General features: G+C 45.4%; 16 protein-coding genes. 2 read left to right on the forward strand and 14 right to left on the reverse strand.

Annotated features, from left to right (window positions below):
* Window positions 1-29: 29 nt before the first annotated feature.
* The 7 genes from ACFQ1X_RS09130 to ACFQ1X_RS09160 form a co-directional block, all read right to left on the reverse strand.
* Complete coding sequence (locus ACFQ1X_RS09130; RefSeq protein WP_144840021.1) at window positions 30-458, reverse strand: protein-tyrosine phosphatase family protein; 429 nt, start codon at window positions 456-458, stop codon at window positions 30-32.
* A gap of 24 nt (window positions 459-482) precedes the next feature.
* Window positions 483-2,255, reverse strand: a complete 1,773-nt coding sequence (arsA, locus tag ACFQ1X_RS09135; RefSeq protein WP_144840019.1) for an arsenical pump-driving ATPase — start codon at window positions 2,253-2,255, stop codon at window positions 483-485.
* Between the two features lie 13 nt (window positions 2,256-2,268).
* Window positions 2,269-2,628, reverse strand: a complete 360-nt coding sequence (gene arsD, locus ACFQ1X_RS09140) for an arsenite efflux transporter metallochaperone ArsD (protein ID WP_144840017.1) — start codon at window positions 2,626-2,628, stop codon at window positions 2,269-2,271.
* A 94-nt stretch (window positions 2,629-2,722) separates the two neighbouring features.
* Window positions 2,723-3,142: an arsenate reductase (thioredoxin) gene (gene arsC, locus ACFQ1X_RS09145; protein ID WP_144840015.1), complete on the reverse strand. Its 420-nt coding sequence runs from the start codon at window positions 3,140-3,142 to the stop codon at window positions 2,723-2,725.
* Window positions 3,143-3,590: 448 nt separating this feature from the next.
* Window positions 3,591-4,886: an arsenic transporter gene (locus ACFQ1X_RS09150; protein ID WP_144840013.1), complete on the reverse strand. Its 1,296-nt coding sequence runs from the start codon at window positions 4,884-4,886 to the stop codon at window positions 3,591-3,593.
* Between the two features lie 13 nt (window positions 4,887-4,899).
* Entirely contained in the window at window positions 4,900-5,250 is a 351-nt protein-coding gene (locus tag ACFQ1X_RS09155; protein ID WP_144840011.1) for an ArsR/SmtB family transcription factor, read from the reverse strand.
* A 227-nt stretch (window positions 5,251-5,477) separates the two neighbouring features.
* Window positions 5,478-6,545, reverse strand: a complete 1,068-nt coding sequence (locus ACFQ1X_RS09160) for a DmpA family aminopeptidase (RefSeq protein ID WP_144840009.1) — start codon at window positions 6,543-6,545, stop codon at window positions 5,478-5,480.
* 519 nt (window positions 6,546-7,064) lie between these two features.
* On the opposite strand from ACFQ1X_RS09160, the gene ACFQ1X_RS09165 reads away from it, so the two are divergent.
* The gene (locus ACFQ1X_RS09165) at window positions 7,065-7,484 is read left to right on the forward strand and encodes a hypothetical protein (RefSeq protein ID WP_144840007.1); all 420 of its coding nucleotides are present in this window, start codon (window positions 7,065-7,067) and stop codon (window positions 7,482-7,484) included.
* A 720-nt stretch (window positions 7,485-8,204) separates the two neighbouring features.
* On the opposite strand, the gene ACFQ1X_RS09170 is transcribed toward ACFQ1X_RS09165, so the two are convergent.
* From ACFQ1X_RS09170 to ACFQ1X_RS09185, 4 genes are all read right to left on the reverse strand, one after another.
* A complete protein-coding gene (locus ACFQ1X_RS09170) occupies window positions 8,205-8,768 on the reverse strand; it encodes an NADPH-dependent FMN reductase (RefSeq protein WP_144840005.1) in 564 nt (187 codons plus the stop codon).
* A 277-nt stretch (window positions 8,769-9,045) separates the two neighbouring features.
* Window positions 9,046-9,237, reverse strand: coding sequence for a hypothetical protein (locus ACFQ1X_RS09175; protein WP_144840003.1), 192 nt, complete (start codon window positions 9,235-9,237; stop codon window positions 9,046-9,048).
* A gap of 313 nt (window positions 9,238-9,550) precedes the next feature.
* The gene (locus ACFQ1X_RS09180; protein WP_144840001.1) at window positions 9,551-10,228 is read right to left on the reverse strand and encodes a metallophosphoesterase family protein; all 678 of its coding nucleotides are present in this window, start codon (window positions 10,226-10,228) and stop codon (window positions 9,551-9,553) included.
* A gap of 46 nt (window positions 10,229-10,274) precedes the next feature.
* Entirely contained in the window at window positions 10,275-10,811 is a 537-nt protein-coding gene (locus ACFQ1X_RS09185; RefSeq protein ID WP_144839999.1) for a GrpB family protein, read from the reverse strand.
* A gap of 401 nt (window positions 10,812-11,212) precedes the next feature.
* Between ACFQ1X_RS09185 and ACFQ1X_RS09190 the strand changes: the two genes are divergently transcribed.
* Window positions 11,213-12,406, forward strand: coding sequence for an MFS transporter (locus ACFQ1X_RS09190; protein ID WP_144839997.1), 1,194 nt, complete (start codon window positions 11,213-11,215; stop codon window positions 12,404-12,406).
* A 146-nt stretch (window positions 12,407-12,552) separates the two neighbouring features.
* Here the strand turns inward: ACFQ1X_RS09190 and ACFQ1X_RS09195 are convergent, their stop codons facing one another.
* The 3 genes from ACFQ1X_RS09195 to ACFQ1X_RS09205 form a co-directional block, all read right to left on the reverse strand.
* Window positions 12,553-13,065, reverse strand: a complete 513-nt coding sequence (locus tag ACFQ1X_RS09195) for a GrpB family protein (protein ID WP_379082373.1) — start codon at window positions 13,063-13,065, stop codon at window positions 12,553-12,555.
* A gap of 63 nt (window positions 13,066-13,128) precedes the next feature.
* Entirely contained in the window at window positions 13,129-13,965 is an 837-nt protein-coding gene (locus tag ACFQ1X_RS09200) for a nucleotidyltransferase domain-containing protein (protein ID WP_144839993.1), read from the reverse strand.
* Window positions 13,966-14,121: 156 nt separating this feature from the next.
* Window positions 14,122-14,310 (reverse strand): DUF3934 family protein, encoded by a 189-nt coding sequence (locus ACFQ1X_RS09205; RefSeq protein WP_379082236.1) that lies wholly within the window; start codon window positions 14,308-14,310, stop codon window positions 14,122-14,124.
* Window positions 14,311-14,824: the final 514 nt, after the last annotated feature.

The following is a 14,824-nucleotide window of genomic DNA, read 5'->3' on the forward strand; positions in this document are numbered from 1 at the left end:
CTCTCCTTTTGCTTTTTGATATCCCACTCTTAAGATGACGGAAAAATTCTCGCCAATGATTCCTTGAGAGGTTCTTTGACTTTTATCTTCTGGCGTACGGAAGTCGCCTGTTGTTCCGCTTCTTCGATACTGTCGGCTTTACCCAAAGCCAGCAGCGTGCCGATTGCTACGGTGCCGGTTCGGTTGCTGCCGCCTGCGCAGTGAAAGTAGATTTTCTTGCCGTCGTTGTAAGCATCCACTATCTGCTCAACCGCTTCTTTGATCGAATCATCCTGCTGTTCAAGGGAATCGTCCACAATCGGGCTGTGAATCCGGAGATATTCGTAATCGCCTTCAGCCACTTCTGCCCGCAGGTCAACCACGACATCGATGCCTTCTGATTCTACAGCGGCCTGTGCATCTGCTGCTCCGCCAATGAAAATGCGGTCTTTGACAAGCTCCTGATATTCTTTATCCAAATTGTCTCCCCCTTCCTTCAGCTCTTATAAGCTGAATTCCTTCAATTGCTGATAGCCAATTTTTTCTTCCTTCAGCCACGGAATAACAGCGCAATTGGATGCCAATTCGTTGTTCACTTTGGCGATCCATTTCGCTTCGGAATTTGCACGGCCTCTTAGGACCGGATCTGTCGTATCCGTTGCCGCCAGGCTTTGATTGATGACCCACCATTTCGGGTCGATTCCGGCACGCTCCAAGTCTTCCTGAAGACGCGCGGCCTCGAGAACCGGAGTCGCTTCGGCCAATGTGACGATGACTACCCCAGTTTCCTCCGGATTGCGTAAACGAGGCAAAAGCTTTTTCACGTTTTCCGGCACGTCGCCCGTCGAACGGCTCATCTCTTTATGGTAGGCTTCCGTCGAATCCAGTAAGAGCAATGTATGGCCGGTCGGCGCCGTATCAATCACCACAATCTCGTTCTCCGACTTTTCCACGACTGCGGCAAACGCCTGGAATAAAGCAATTTCTTCAGTGCACGGTGATTCCAGGTCTTCCTGCAGATAAGCCAGCTCTTCTTCTGTCAGTCCGTTCCCTGCATTTTCGATAACCGCTTTCTTATAGCGTTCCACTTCAATTTCAGGATTGATGCTGCTGATGGACAAATTGTCCTCCATCGCACTGCCCTCAAATGTGTAAGCAAGATGTGCAGCAGGATCCGTCGTCGTCAAATGGACGCGATGACCTCTTTCAGACAGCCCGACTGCAATCGCTGACGCAATCGACGTTTTCCCCACGCCGCCTTTGCCCATTGTGAAAATAACGCGTGTATTTTTTTCAGAGAAATCATCAATGACTCCATTCAAGCCCGGAAGGTCGGACATTTGGCCGGTGATTTCTTCCGCATCCGACGTTGTGATGGCATAAGAACTGAATAGATAACGCAGATTCTTGATACCCGTCAGTGAATACGACACGAATGGCAGTGAATACGCCATGATTTGCTTTAAAGCTTGTGGTGTCTTGCTTAAAGCCACCCGCTGGCGATTATAGAACGCCGTTGATATTTCGTCTTCCAGACGATGCGTCTGCAACAGGCCATTGACGATGAGGATTTGATTCTTGATGCCGATTTCTTTCAGTTCAGCAGAAGCGCGGTCCGCCTCTAGTAACGATGAGTTATCCGGACGCGCAACCAGCAGCAAAGTTGTCTTGTCAGGGTCTGCCAGCGATGTGACCGCCTTGGCATACAGTTCTTTTTTGCCTTCAAGACCTGCTAGTGGCCCCAAACAGGAAGCGCCATGTGTACTTTCTTCCAAAAACCCACTCCACGCTGTCGGCAATTGCAGAAGGCGAAGTGTGTGCCCGGTCGGTGCCGTATCAAACAAGACGTGATCGTATTCGTCCAATATGCTTTCATCCGCCAGTAAATGTGAAAATTCATCAAATGCGGCGATTTCCACTGTGCAGGCGCCGGATAATTGCTCTTCCATTGTGGCCAACACGGCATCCGGCAATTTGCCGCGGTAAGGCCCTACCACCGTTTCCTTGTAGGCGCGCGCCGATTCTTCGGGATCGATATTGCAGGCAAACAAATTGTCGACAGCTGCAATCGCTGCCGGTTCATTCGTCAATTCCACTTCCAGCACATCCTGCAAATTCGAAGCCGGGTCAGTGCTGACGAGCAGCACCTTCTTACCTTGGTCGGCCAGTGCCACTGCCGTCGCACAGGCTGTCGACGTTTTGCCGACACCGCCTTTTCCGGTGAAAAACAGAAACGGCGTCAATGCCATCTTCTTCGGATTGAACAATGAATGCATGGGATTCTCTCCTTTATTTTCCAAATTCAACGGAAACGCGGACTCTCGGTTTTTCCTGCAGCTCACTCGGCGTCGTGCCGAACCATTGGGCCAACTCGTCATTTGATGGGTATTCTGACGTTTTTACGATTTCACCATCGACAAGTACCAGCGGAAGCGCGTCTGGTCCTCCATCAGCCAATGCCTGATTCACCTTTTGATTTTCGACGAATGCACTTGGGTCATTGCTTAAATTATATCGATCAATCTGGAAGCCTTTTTTCTCCAGCGAATAAACAGCGGATGCAATGCGGGTTAAATCCGGATCAACCACAGGTCCGCAGACACCGGTCGAGCAGCACATGGCGGGATCAAAGATTTCAACTTTTTTCATGTTGTTTCCTCCTCGATTATGATATTCGTATATGCTGATACCATGTTGATAAAGAAAGCCTGACATAAGGTCAGGCTTTCTCTTCGTTTCACTGTTACTGTCCTGTTTCAGCGAATTTACGGATGCGTTCCCCGATTTCATCGCGGACGTTCTGGAAAACTTCCCACTTCTCTTCATCGGTTCCTTCCGCTTTTGCCGGATCTGTAAAGCCCCAGTGATCGCGCTTCACATGGGGCGGCGTCATTGGGCATTTGTCGGCAGCATCGCCGCACAAAGTGACGACGAAATCTGCATTGTTCAAAATTTCCGTATCAATGATGTCGGATGTCTGTTCCGAAATGTCGATATCCACTTCGTTCATCGCTTTTACCGCATTCGGGTTCAAACCGTGCGCTTCAATTCCCGCACTCAGCACTTGCCATTCGTCGCCAAGAATCTGTTTCCCCCAGCCTTCTGCCATCTGGCTGCGGCATGAATTACCTGTGCATAGGAAGTACAATGTTTTTTTCGTCATCATAAAAACTCCTTTTGATTTTAAATAATTTAAATTAAAGAACTAACATTTATATGCCGCTTCGGCGCTTTGGACAGTGCAAAGATTATGCTCCTGCGCACTGCTCGTCGCAAAGGAGGCGCCGGCGCTGAGAGAAATCTCTAGAGATATGGAGCAAAACAGCGAAGACGCCCAGGGGACCAAGCGAAGTGCTGAGATCCACTCGGACGAAGTGAAACGAGACCGAGTTAGCTCAGCGCGAGCCAAGAGTTGGCCGTAGCCTGCAAGGCCGGCTCTTTGCGACGAAGCAGCGCAGCGATGCAGGAGCAGCCTTAAAATCGTGCTCCTGCAGTGCTGCGCACTTCGTCGCAAAGACAGTTTCCGTGCAGGACACGTCTACTGTCTTCGAAGCTGTTTTGCGGAATATCGGCTGCTAAAGATTATTATTTTCAACATATATAAATAAATTTTAAAGAACCAACAACCATAAATACAATCCGGCCAATGTCGCGATAAGGGTTGGGATTGTGAGGATGATCCCGACTTTAAAATATGTGCCCCATGAGATCTTCACACCTTTTAATGACAGGACATGGAGCCACAGCAAGGTTGCGAGGGATCCGATCGGCGTGATTTTTGGACCCAGATCCGAGCCGATGATATTTGCATAGATCAATGCTTCGCGGATGGTTCCACTTGTTTGCGTCTCTGAAATCGCGAGCGCGTTGATCATTACGGTCGGCATATTGTTCATCACCGATGACAGGATGGCTGCGATAAAGCCCATCGACATCGTTGCGACAAATAAACCCTGATTGGCCGCAGCCTGAATGACTTCCGATAAGACACCCGTCAATCCGACATTCCGCAGGCCGTAAACAACCACATACATACCGAGTGAGAAAAAGACGATGCTCCACGGTGCGCCGCGCAAAACGACGCGCGTGCGGACAGCCGGACTTTTACGCGCCATCAGCAGGAAGAAAATTGCGATGATGCCGGCCACGATGGAAACAGGAATGCCGATAAACTCACTTGAGAAATAACCGATTAATAATACGGCCAACACGACCCACGACAAGCGGAACATCTTGTGGTCCCTGATGGCATCGTTCGGTATCTTCAAATTCTTCATTTCATAATTTTTCGGGATGTCCTTGCGGAAAAATAAATACAATACAAGAATACTGGATACGAGTGCAAAAAGATTCGGCACTACCATTCTTGAAGCATATTCCACGAAGCCGATTCCGAAAAAGTCGGCGGAAACGATATTCACCAGGTTGCTGACCACTAAAGGCAATGACGTGGTGTCGGCGATAAATCCGCTGGCGATGATAAATGGGAAAATCATTTTTTCCGAGAAATTCAAGTTCCGGACCATTGCCAGAACAATCGGCGTGAGAATCAATGCGGCTCCGTCATTCGCAAACAAAGCTGCGACCAGCGCGCCAAGGATGCTGACAAAAATAAACATGCGCAAGCCGTTTCCTTTTGCGATGCGGGCCATATGTAATGCTGCCCACTCAAAAAATCCAATCTCGTCCAAAATCAGCGAGATGATGATAATGGCGATAAACGCCAGTGTTGCGTTCCAAACTATACCTGCTACATCTGCTACATCCTGAAAATCTACTACTCCTACTATCAAGGCTACAACGGCCCCGCCAATGGCTGACCAACCGATGGAAAGGTTGCGCGGCTGCCAAATGACGAGTATCAGAGTGATGAGGAAAATCAGCGATGCCAAAATACCTTGTGCCATTCAATTCCCTCCACTATTCACAACTGATTCGCAGTCCCTGTTTTTCCAATTCTTTGATGCGTTCGTCCTGGCTTGGAATAAATTCAAGGATTCGCAAAACCATTTCATACATTTCACTGTCTTTATTCAACGAGTAAAAGATCCATTGACCTTTCCGTTTTTCTTTCACCAATCCGACATCACGGAGTTTCCGGAGATGCTGGCTGATGGCCGACTGGCTGATCCCGAAGATTTCCACAAATTCGCAAACGCAGCAATCGTTCTTTTCCAAAAGCTTCATCATCGCGAGCCTCGTCTTGTCCCCCAATAACTTAAGCACCATCCCGGCTTTTTCGATTTCAATTTCTTTTACTGTCGCTTCCATTTTATATTTCACCTCTTTTTTTAGTGATTATTTTAATAAGACATTTATTCTTACTTGTTTCTGAAACTAAAAACATCATATCAGCATATGCTTATATGTTCAAGTGGCTATGGATAAATTCTCTGAATTGCTGATTCTCGCCCTAACTGCCCAAGTATTGCCTGGAATGCGAAAAGACGTTACGCGAGAGTTCGAATCGCCCTTCTGATGGGCATGCGTTATGTATTTTATGGTTTCAGCGAAACGCCAAACTTCTCGATCAAATCCTTGAAAGCCGGTCGTTCGTTGCCATCGCGCCCTTTTACAGCCTCTGCGGTCACCAATGAATTCAATACAGCTTCTTCCGTTGCTTCTCCTATCGCCCGAAAAGCAGTGTCCATATCTTCTTCGTGGATTTGGGTTAATGCAAGCGGCTTCTCCGGCTTGTCGTGCGGAATCCTTGTGGCGGTCGAAAAGCCAATGACGATTTCCCCGCTGCCGTTTGTAATGATAGAACCTGTTCTCGATAAACCGGCAACCGCTCTTTTGAGGATACGGTTTAACTGGCGTTCGGATACAGGCAAGTCAGTTGCGACGATGATCATGACGGATCCTTTGTCTTCTTCTTTATACGATTCGCAGAGAGCCTCTTTCAATTCCTGCCCCACAGTTTTGCCCTGAACCAGTAAATCGCTCAGGATACCAAAATTCGAAAGGACCATTACGCCGAGTGTATAGCTCCCATGGTCCAATTCCATGATCCGGGATGCGGAACCAATGCCACCTTTCAGCGAGTAGCACAACATGCCGGTCCCTGCACCGACTGCTCCTTCTTCGAATTCGGATGACGTATTTTCGAGTGCTTCGAAAATGTGTTCGCGCTTCACGAATTTAGCACGTATATCATTTAAGAACATGTCATTGCATTCACCGATAACAGGGTTCACTGTTCCGGTTGTGCGCCCGATTTCGGGGTTCCGCTCCAACATATAATCGAATAATGCATCGGCAGCAACGCCGACACCAAGTGTATTCGTCAGAAGAATCGGCGTCTCCAATGTACCCAGTTCCTGCATTTGAATGGTTCCCGTGGTTTTGCCGAAACCGTTGATGACATGGCTCGAGGCGACCAATTTCTCTTTAAAGATATTATCCTGATGCGGCAATATGGCGGTTACACCTGTTTGGCTGCTCTCCTCGCTGAGTGTTACATGGCCGACTGTCACTCCTTCCACATCGGTGATGGCGTTGCGCGGCCCTGTTTGGAGCCTGCCGATTCTTACTCCGTAATCACGTATCCTTTTATGATTGAACATGCAATCGCTCCTTCGCTTTTGTATCAAGTTTCCATTTATTAGAATTTACTTCCTCCAAAACAATATTCAGGACATCCCTGTACTGATTTTACCATTCCTCGAATTTATGGATAGCCATGCTTTCCGTTCATCTAGTCAGAAAATCATAAGGCAAATTACCAGAGTATTTGTTGGATTTAACAATTAAAAATATTTTTTATTTAGTTATATATAACTATATTAAGTTATATTTCTAAATTATATAATTTAATTAACACAACCTCTATATAAGCCAATTTATCTATATTTGAAACATTATTAAAAGCACTTTAGGTTCATTTATTATTTATAGCGATCATCAAGCTTATAATAAAAGGATTTACCAAACTTCTTTGTAGTAAAAATTGTTACATTTTTATAAATAACCAACGATTTGAATTTCTTTATTTTTTCAAAATAGGACTTTCGGCTTTTTATTTTTTCATCCGAACCTCTCGAAGTGCATACTGCTTTTCCCATCAACTATTGGAGGTGTTTTATATGTTCCTGGTAAAAAGAAAATATTCAGTTTCAGATATGGATTTAAAAGAGATTCAGACTTTTGTCAGTAAAACAATCGAAAGCATGTTAATGACAAAAGAAGAAACACTCAACATTTTCAAACGTTTCGACATGGTTCTTATTTGTTCCATGGAAGGAAGTTACCTGGTGATTGATATTTTCCAGCTTTCAAAATTCACCCTTTCCGACCAAAAAAATATTCAAAAGCAAAACATTCCTTTCTACACTGCTGCGCGCTCCATTAATTCCAAAGAAGAAACCATCATCTATTTGGACGTGCATAAAGAGAAAGGGCTGGGGATTAAAAATCTTCAGGCGTTTTACTACATTTGTGAACTTTTGGATACGATGGACATCGATGTTTTCTCTTCTCAAAAATTCAAATGTGTTTGGGCGTAATGACCGAAGAGCATGTGAGAATATTTTTAAAATGAAAGAAGAAACTTCAGATGAAGTTTCTTCTTCAGGCTGTTGAGAAACCGGCAACTTCTCCAATCATTTCGCTCTAGGCGGACGCTTTCTTATGCGCAGTCAAGTGTTTTTCTCATATTTCATCTAAGGAGTTGACGAAATAAGGTGAAAGAACGGTTGCTTTCTGTTCCGGTGTGGGCTTTCCGCGGGCTCACGCCCAAGCCTCCTCGCTCGCTCGCTTCGCGTTGAAAACCGATGCTCCTGTCTCTGCCCCTGCAACGCTGCGCTAGATTCGAGACATGAAAGGGCGTTGCAGCGCCTTGCGCTTCGTCGCAAAGGTTCGACCGAATGCTGTTGCCAAACCTTCACTGCGGGGTCTCAGGACTAGCTCTGGTTCCCGATGGAGTCGCCGCCTGCCGCTTCATTCTGTTCTGTGCTGATAATGCAAGTGTTTACCTTCTCACATACCACACACTTAAACGTCTATTCCTTTATAGAAAAAGAGCTGAGATATGGAGCAAAACAGCGAAGACGCCCAGGGGTCCAAGCGAAGTGCTGAGATCCACTCGGGCGAAGTGAAACGAGACCGAGTTAGCTCAGCGCGAGCCAAGNTTTTCATTTTTACTTTCTAAACAAGCTCAAAAGAAGAAACTTCAGATGAAGTTTCTTCTTTTGGCGTTTATTATGAAGTTTTCCATTGTCGTTTCTTTATTTATTGCGTAATGGTTGAAGTGCGTTGGTCCATGCATTGAGCTGATCCAGCAGTGTATTGACCGTTTTTTCATGGAATGCAGCCGGTTGGAATTCACCCGTTTTCGCGAAATCCGTAAATAACGACATGGACGTATGCGCCCGCACGGTGGCGATTTGCAATTCAGCCAAAATAATTCGGAGGGCTTCTGTTGAACGGACCCCACCTGCACTACCGTAACTGACGATTCCCGCTGCTTTATTGTTCCATTCGTAATATAAATAATCAATCGCATTTTTCAGGACTGACGTAACACCGCGATTATATTCCGGACAGATAAAAACGTACCCGTCCAATTCAGCGATTTTTTTCGACCATGGATGTGCTTCTGGTGCCTGGTAGTCCTGGCTGTATGCAGCAGAAACCGGTTCGGCGTACAGTGGCAGATTAAATTCCGCCAGATCGACAATTTCGTATTCGGCGTCTCCCCGTTTGTCAGCAATGCCTTTGACCCATTTCGCCACATCGAGACTTTTACGCCCCGGCCGCGTACTTCCTGTTATGATGCCAATCTTGGTCATGAATATGATGCCTCCTCCATTGGAATTAAGTTCTCAAACTCTGGATTTTCACATCTCGATGTCCTTACATCATAAGAGAACAGGCTTTTAAATTCAAATAAATAGTCTGAATATTCTTTTTTAATATAAAGTGAAAATTTCCTTGTACATATAAATGTATTTAGAATTTAAAGCTATATTTGAAAGAACCTCCACCATCGCAAATGTTCCGGCATATTTCATTCAACAGAACAATAAAAAAGCCCTCCAAGTTGATCCTTGGAGGAGCTCCACACACCTAGTCTTCTTTCGCCTTTTTTACTTGAGTTGTAATGTAATTGATAATAAAGAAACCGATAACGCATCCCACAACGATGGGAAGTACATTTGAGAGAATAGAGGAGTCGTCTTCAGAGTACAGGGTTATTATTATGCCGCCAATAATACCGCCTAATACAGCACCGATTAAGGTTTTAACGTTTCTGCTCATTAAACCATCCTTCCAGCGCTTCTTTCGATTGTAACATATATCTTTTCCAGTAACTTCCACAGTTCATAAGAAACCATTGTCCCGCTTACCCTCTACAGACTCATTATCTATGGTGCCGGAAGTCTATGAGCGGTATTTCAGGTTCTATGAGCGGTTATTGGATTCTATGAGCGGTATTTCAAGTTCTATGAGCGGTTATTGGATTCTATGAGCGGTATTTCAAGTTCTATGAGCGGTTATCTGAGTTCTATGAGCGATCAGCTTTTTACGAGTTAGAATTCACCTTATTCTTCACCCGGCCACTCCTCCAACTTTACTTTTTCTTCACGACATAGCTTTTCCGGCTCGGCAATTCCAGACAATTCAGCTGCCCGCCGTAAGCTGCGCCACCGTCAATCCCGATGATATTATTGTCGCCAAAATAAATATCATTATTGCCCGAAGATCCCCGCAGCAAAAATGCCGGCGTGTGGCCAAACACCACTGTTTTTTCGCCTCCATAAGCCTCGTAAAATTCCTCCCGAATCCATATCAGTGTATGGGGATCCGTTTTCCGAACCGGCGTTCCCGGCTGAATACCCGCATGCACAAAAATGTACTCGTCTGTCTCATGATAGAAATCCAGTTCCTCTAAAAATGAAACATGCTCCCGAAACGTTTCGGAATCCGGAAACTCCATTTCTTTTATTGAGGAGTCATAGCTCTGCAGTGTAGGAAGTGCCCCGTTTCTGCCCCACCTCTCCAGGGCGCCGGGTTCGCCATTTACCGCGGCCACCATCATTGCATCATGATTGCCGCTCAATACGATAGCGCCACCGTTTTTCAATTCAATCACCCGCTCCAAAACTGCTTTGGAATCCGGACCGCGGTCCACGTAATCACCCAGTAAAATTAACTGGTCTCGATCGGGGGCATATTCCGCTTTCCGCAGCAGCTCATCAAACAGTTCAAGTTCTCCGTGAATATCACTGATAACCAAGGTTCTCTTCATGCCATGCACTCCTTCCATTGGATAAACCGAAAACGCCCTTCTCTATTTAAATGGAATCTGCCCTCTTTTGCAGGGTTTCTTTCACGAATGCTTCTTTAAAATCTGTGTATTCCTTTATGCCTGTAGAGGAAGTTTTTAAATACGTCAATTTGATTCCCAAATACTGCATTCTGGCTGCTTCGTTCCCGTTTAAATAATCCCTGAAGAAAACCAGGTCGTTCCACAGCTCTTGCTGATACTCGATTAAATGGATGAAGTGTGTTTTTTCCTGATAACTGTCATCCCTAAATTTCGCCAGCACCACTTCTCCTGGCCGCTCCACTTTCAACCGCAGGAAACCTGCTTTTTGTAACGCCTGCAGCAAATCTTTATCCACTTGACTCAAGTCATCGACTCCAACGGCTAAATCCAGGATCGGCTTTGCGCTCATCCCTTCAATCGCGGTACTGCCAATATGTTCAATACGGTTTTCATCAAGCTTTGCATATTCAACCAATTCTTTTTGCACGCGAATAAATTCTTCTTTCCACTCGCGTGTATACTCCACTATCTTTACTTCATCCTTTTTTAGACCAAGATTCATCAAACTTCTCCTTTCATCAATTCAAATCAACTCTTCCAAAAATTACCACATTCTTTTGTTAAGGCTCATAAACAAGCGGCAAATTCTTTTATTGCAGATTTCATGCTCCAATATACTTATTTTACCATTATTTATCTTTCAGAATAAAATTTCGTGATATTTCTCAAAGAAAGTGCACTGCCACCAGTCTTTTCCCCTTTGTATTTAATCAGCATCCGACGAGTCTGCTTATGGTATTCTACTATTAAATAGGCTCTATGATTTTGTCCGGCTTATAAATTTAAATTCGGGGCAGCACAAAATCAGGATGAAGAACCTTTTCAGATGTCATTGGTTCCATAGGAGGCGTTTAAGGTGATGAGAGCTCTTCATGATCAAACTTCTTACCGGGAGAAGAAGCGATGATTCAGCGTCAAACAGTCCTGTTCCTCGGAATATCCCAGCTTGTTTGCTGGGGCATTTCCTATTACTTGATTGCGGTCTTCGGAGAGATGATTTCGTTTGAGCTTGGCTGGAGTGGAACGGTGGTGTATGGGGGATTTTCAGCGGCACTCGTCATCATGGCTGTCACCTCCCCTTTTACCGGCCGGCTGATCGACGTCCACGGGGGGCGTTCCATCATGACGATCGGTTCCTTTCTGCTGGCCTTGGGCTGTTTCGGCATTGCTTCAGCCCATTCCATCCCCCATTATTATCTTTCATGGATGGTTTTGGGGGTTGCAATGCGGCTGACTCTTTACGATGCGGCTTTTGCCTCCCTGGTACACATTGCGGGAGCGAATGCAAAACTGCCCAAATCGCAGGTCACACTGTTGGGCGGCCTGGCCTCTACGGTCTTTTGGCCGATCGGTTTCTTTCTTGCCGATTTCTTCGGTTGGCGCGGTGCACTAGGCGTCTATTCGTTTATCGCCCTCTTAACGATACCGCTCCATCTCGCCATTCCAAAAGATCGGGGCCTCGTTGGAATGGCAAATCAAAAAAGTGCCATCCCCCATCCTTTGCCTTTGGCACAAAGTAAACGGGCGCGAACGATTGCCGGAAGTCTTTTCGTACTGATTTTTACTCTTCTTAACTTTTTAAATTCGGCCATGTCGGCACATATGATCAATCTGCTTGCAGGGCTCGGCCTGACAGCGGCACTTTCGGTTTGGGTGTCAGCACTCAGAGGAGTAGGACAATCTTTTGCCCGGCTGTGCGAAGTCCTTTTCGGCCGGCGCCTCCATTCCTTGACGCTGACGGTTTTTGCTTCTTCCTTACTGCTTACAGGTTTTCTCTTCGGTTTGCTTAGCGGCCGTTTTCTTGCAATGGCCCTCATCTTTTCATTTCTTTTTGGCGCCGGAAACGGCCTTTTGACCATCGCACGCGGATCATTGCCGCTGGTTTTATTTGAAACCGCCACATATGGGGCATTTGTGGGCAAGCTGCTCGTTCCGGGCTTTCTCTTTTCAGCCATTGCACCTCTTGTTTACACGTGGATCATTGACTACGGAGGAGAACAGGCGGCCCTGATATTTTCCACCGTTCTTGCATTTTTCATTTTCAGTTGTTCCTTGCTGTTGAATAAAAAATTTTCCGCTGCTAATAAAAGCGCCTAAGAGATTAAAACTCTTTAGGCGCTTCTATTATTTCAGGACAATCGGAAATGAGCTGGACAGCCGTTAAAAGATTCTCTAAACTCGTGGCCACTGCAATCCCCTTTTATCCAATCATCCTCAAGCCAGCCGTAAATTTACATATATTTTTATTCCCTGCGGGTCCTGTACCACGCCAAAGCCTGCTTCTGAATTTTTGCGGCCAGCTTTTCCTTGCCCAGGATGTAGGAATCGATGTCAAACGGAAACTGCCGGCTCAAGTTCCTCTTCAGTCCACCATATTCTTTCATAACAGCTGGATGGGTACGAAGATAATCCCTGAACACCAAATGCCGTTCGATTTCGGGACTGCCATCTCCGTAAATGTGGAGATGGTGCGTCCGGTCATCTCCGCCTTTTTGAAAATAACGGCGTCCGGGAATGCCATTTTCTCCTTTACTTTCATAACCCATTGCCTGGAGTTCATCATTATAGGCATCAATCAAATCAATCTCTTTTACAATAGCCAGGATGTCAATGACCGGCTTCGAATCCAGTTTAGGAACAGAAGTGCTGCCAAAGTGATGGATGGCAACGATTTCTTTGGCTAAAATTCCTTTCAGTTGTTCTGCTTCTTCTTCAAATAATAAAGCCCATTGGGTGTCATACGACAAAACGATCACTTTCCTCAAATGGCATCACCCGCTTCCTCTAATTCCATCTATAGAATAGCCGCAATTGTCTCTCTACAGCACCATACCGAGTGCCTTGTTCACCATTTCACTGCAATCTTCTGTTTCAACCCGCTCGCTCAGTATTTTATTGAGCGGGACAAATTCCTTTGAAATGTTCTCGAGCGCTTTCAGTATGGTGCCTGGATTTCGATCCGCTTCCCAATCTGACAGCAATTGGAGCTGCCCCTCGGTGAGACGGCTTCTGCTGCCTTCAATTTTCGACCATACCTGATAAGGACTGTCGAGATGCTGTTCCATTTCCATATACCAGCCGGATGCCATGAGCCAGCGCGTGCTGTCGAGATTGGCGAGGGCGTAATACGCTTCTCCTCTCATGGCAGCCCGGTAGGTTTCGTGGATGAATGCCAACATTTTCATGCGCCAGAATCCCACTTCGCCTGCCGTAATTTTATATTGCAGTTGTTTGGATGACTGCTGGATTTTTTTCAGAATGCCGGCCGGGTCATAGAGGACTTCCATTCCCTTCAACCAAATCGAAGGCTCGATCTCTTCGATGCTGTGATACCAGGAATCCACTTTCACGAAACAATCGAAGTGGCTGACAATGACCGGTGACGAGGCGATGCCTTCAAAGAACAATACATTGCCCCATTTCTGAGCTCGTTCTTTTTTCTCTGCAATAAATGATGACAACTTTTCCATCTTCACAATGGTATGGAGATCTATATCCGAGAAATTGTCCGCATTTCCTTTGGCAAGCGAACCGGCAAGATAGATGGCCAGCACATCCGGATCCTGTTCAAGATCTTTTCGTGCTCTTTCCAAAAGTTGTCGTCTGGCTTGCGGTAAACTACTGTCGCGGTTAATGTGCTTTTTCATCATCGTCATCTCCATAACCCCCTGCTGTATTCTCCAGTACCTATATTATTCCTTTGGATTAACAGATACGCAAATTCTTTATCGAAGCAAAAGAAGGAGGTGCCGCTATAAAAAGAGAAATAAAAAAAGCCATCCTTTTCAGGACAGCTTTTTTCATTTCTTCAATTATCCATCAATCCAGCCGGGTTCTTCAGGATTTGTTTTTTCACCTGATTTATTTCCGTCTGATTTTTTGTTATTTTTACTTGTGTACGGCTTAAAACTCTTGGCTTTGTTGGATCCCGCTTTCCAGCGATTCCAGCCCTTTTTGCCAGTTCCCTGGCCCGTGCCGCTTTTTTTCTTTTCTTTTGCCATTTCCATCACTCCATAACTATCTTGCATTATAACACGATGCGTGCCCCCATGGCACCCACTCTCATTCGGCAGCCCCGGAAAATAGGCTACCCCTCCAGATTAACTTCTAAGAATCATTATCCTTCCATAAGTTTTACTCTAACTTTTCCTTGAACATGTATTTCTGTCCCAGTAATTTTTCTGACCTGTTCTACTCTAATTAAATGCAGGAGAATATACCCTCTCTGGTTTTCAATAATTCAGTTTATTAGAGTGAAATGCGATTTTTCCCTATCGTCTTTTTTGTTCCAAATTTCAGGGGGAATTTTGGAAGGCCGGTCGAAAGATTGAAAACCCTTTAGACTACTGTACTTCTGCTCATTTTTCTTTCTAATTCATAAAATTTAACGAGAAGGGACATCTTTTGGTTCAGTCTTTTTATATTTTATTTACAAGAAATCTACATGCAGGTCTTTAGGCTCATTATCTCTGTAATTATTGCGCCTAAATTGATATACAACTGTAATATAAAATA

The sequence above is a fragment of the Metaplanococcus flavidus genome (assembly GCF_042675885.1).
In the GTDB taxonomy this organism is placed as follows: Bacteria; Bacillota; Bacilli; order Bacillales_A; family Planococcaceae; genus Planococcus; species Planococcus flavidus.

Excerpts from the sequence above, each read along its gene's own strand:
- arsA (WP_144840019.1), bottom strand. The coding sequence starts at position 2,255 with ATGCATTCATTGTTCAATCCGAAGAAGATGGCATTGACGCCGTTTCTG.
- arsD (WP_144840017.1), bottom strand. The coding sequence starts at position 2,628 with ATGAAAAAAGTTGAAATCTTTGATCCCGCCATGTGCTGCTCGACCGGT.
- arsC (WP_144840015.1), bottom strand. The coding sequence starts at position 3,142 with ATGACGAAAAAAACATTGTACTTCCTATGCACAGGTAATTCATGCCGC.
- ACFQ1X_RS09150 (WP_144840013.1), bottom strand. The coding sequence starts at position 4,886 with ATGGCACAAGGTATTTTGGCATCGCTGATTTTCCTCATCACTCTGATA.
- ACFQ1X_RS09155 (WP_144840011.1), bottom strand. The coding sequence starts at position 5,250 with ATGGAAGCGACAGTAAAAGAAATTGAAATCGAAAAAGCCGGGATGGTG.
- ACFQ1X_RS09160 (WP_144840009.1), bottom strand. The coding sequence starts at position 6,545 with ATGTTCAATCATAAAAGGATACGTGATTACGGAGTAAGAATCGGCAGG.
- ACFQ1X_RS09165 (WP_144840007.1), top strand. The coding sequence starts at position 7,065 with ATGTTCCTGGTAAAAAGAAAATATTCAGTTTCAGATATGGATTTAAAA.
- ACFQ1X_RS09170 (WP_144840005.1), bottom strand. The coding sequence starts at position 8,768 with ATGACCAAGATTGGCATCATAACAGGAAGTACGCGGCCGGGGCGTAAA.
- ACFQ1X_RS09175 (WP_144840003.1), bottom strand. The coding sequence starts at position 9,237 with ATGAGCAGAAACGTTAAAACCTTAATCGGTGCTGTATTAGGCGGTATT.
- ACFQ1X_RS09180 (WP_144840001.1), bottom strand. The coding sequence starts at position 10,228 with ATGAAGAGAACCTTGGTTATCAGTGATATTCACGGAGAACTTGAACTG.
- ACFQ1X_RS09185 (WP_144839999.1), bottom strand. The coding sequence starts at position 10,811 with ATGAATCTTGGTCTAAAAAAGGATGAAGTAAAGATAGTGGAGTATACA.
- ACFQ1X_RS09190 (WP_144839997.1), top strand. The coding sequence starts at position 11,213 with ATGATTCAGCGTCAAACAGTCCTGTTCCTCGGAATATCCCAGCTTGTT.
- ACFQ1X_RS09200 (WP_144839993.1), bottom strand. The coding sequence starts at position 13,965 with ATGACGATGATGAAAAAGCACATTAACCGCGACAGTAGTTTACCGCAA.
- ACFQ1X_RS09205 (WP_379082236.1), bottom strand. The coding sequence starts at position 14,310 with ATGGCAAAAGAAAAGAAAAAAAGCGGCACGGGCCAGGGAACTGGCAAA.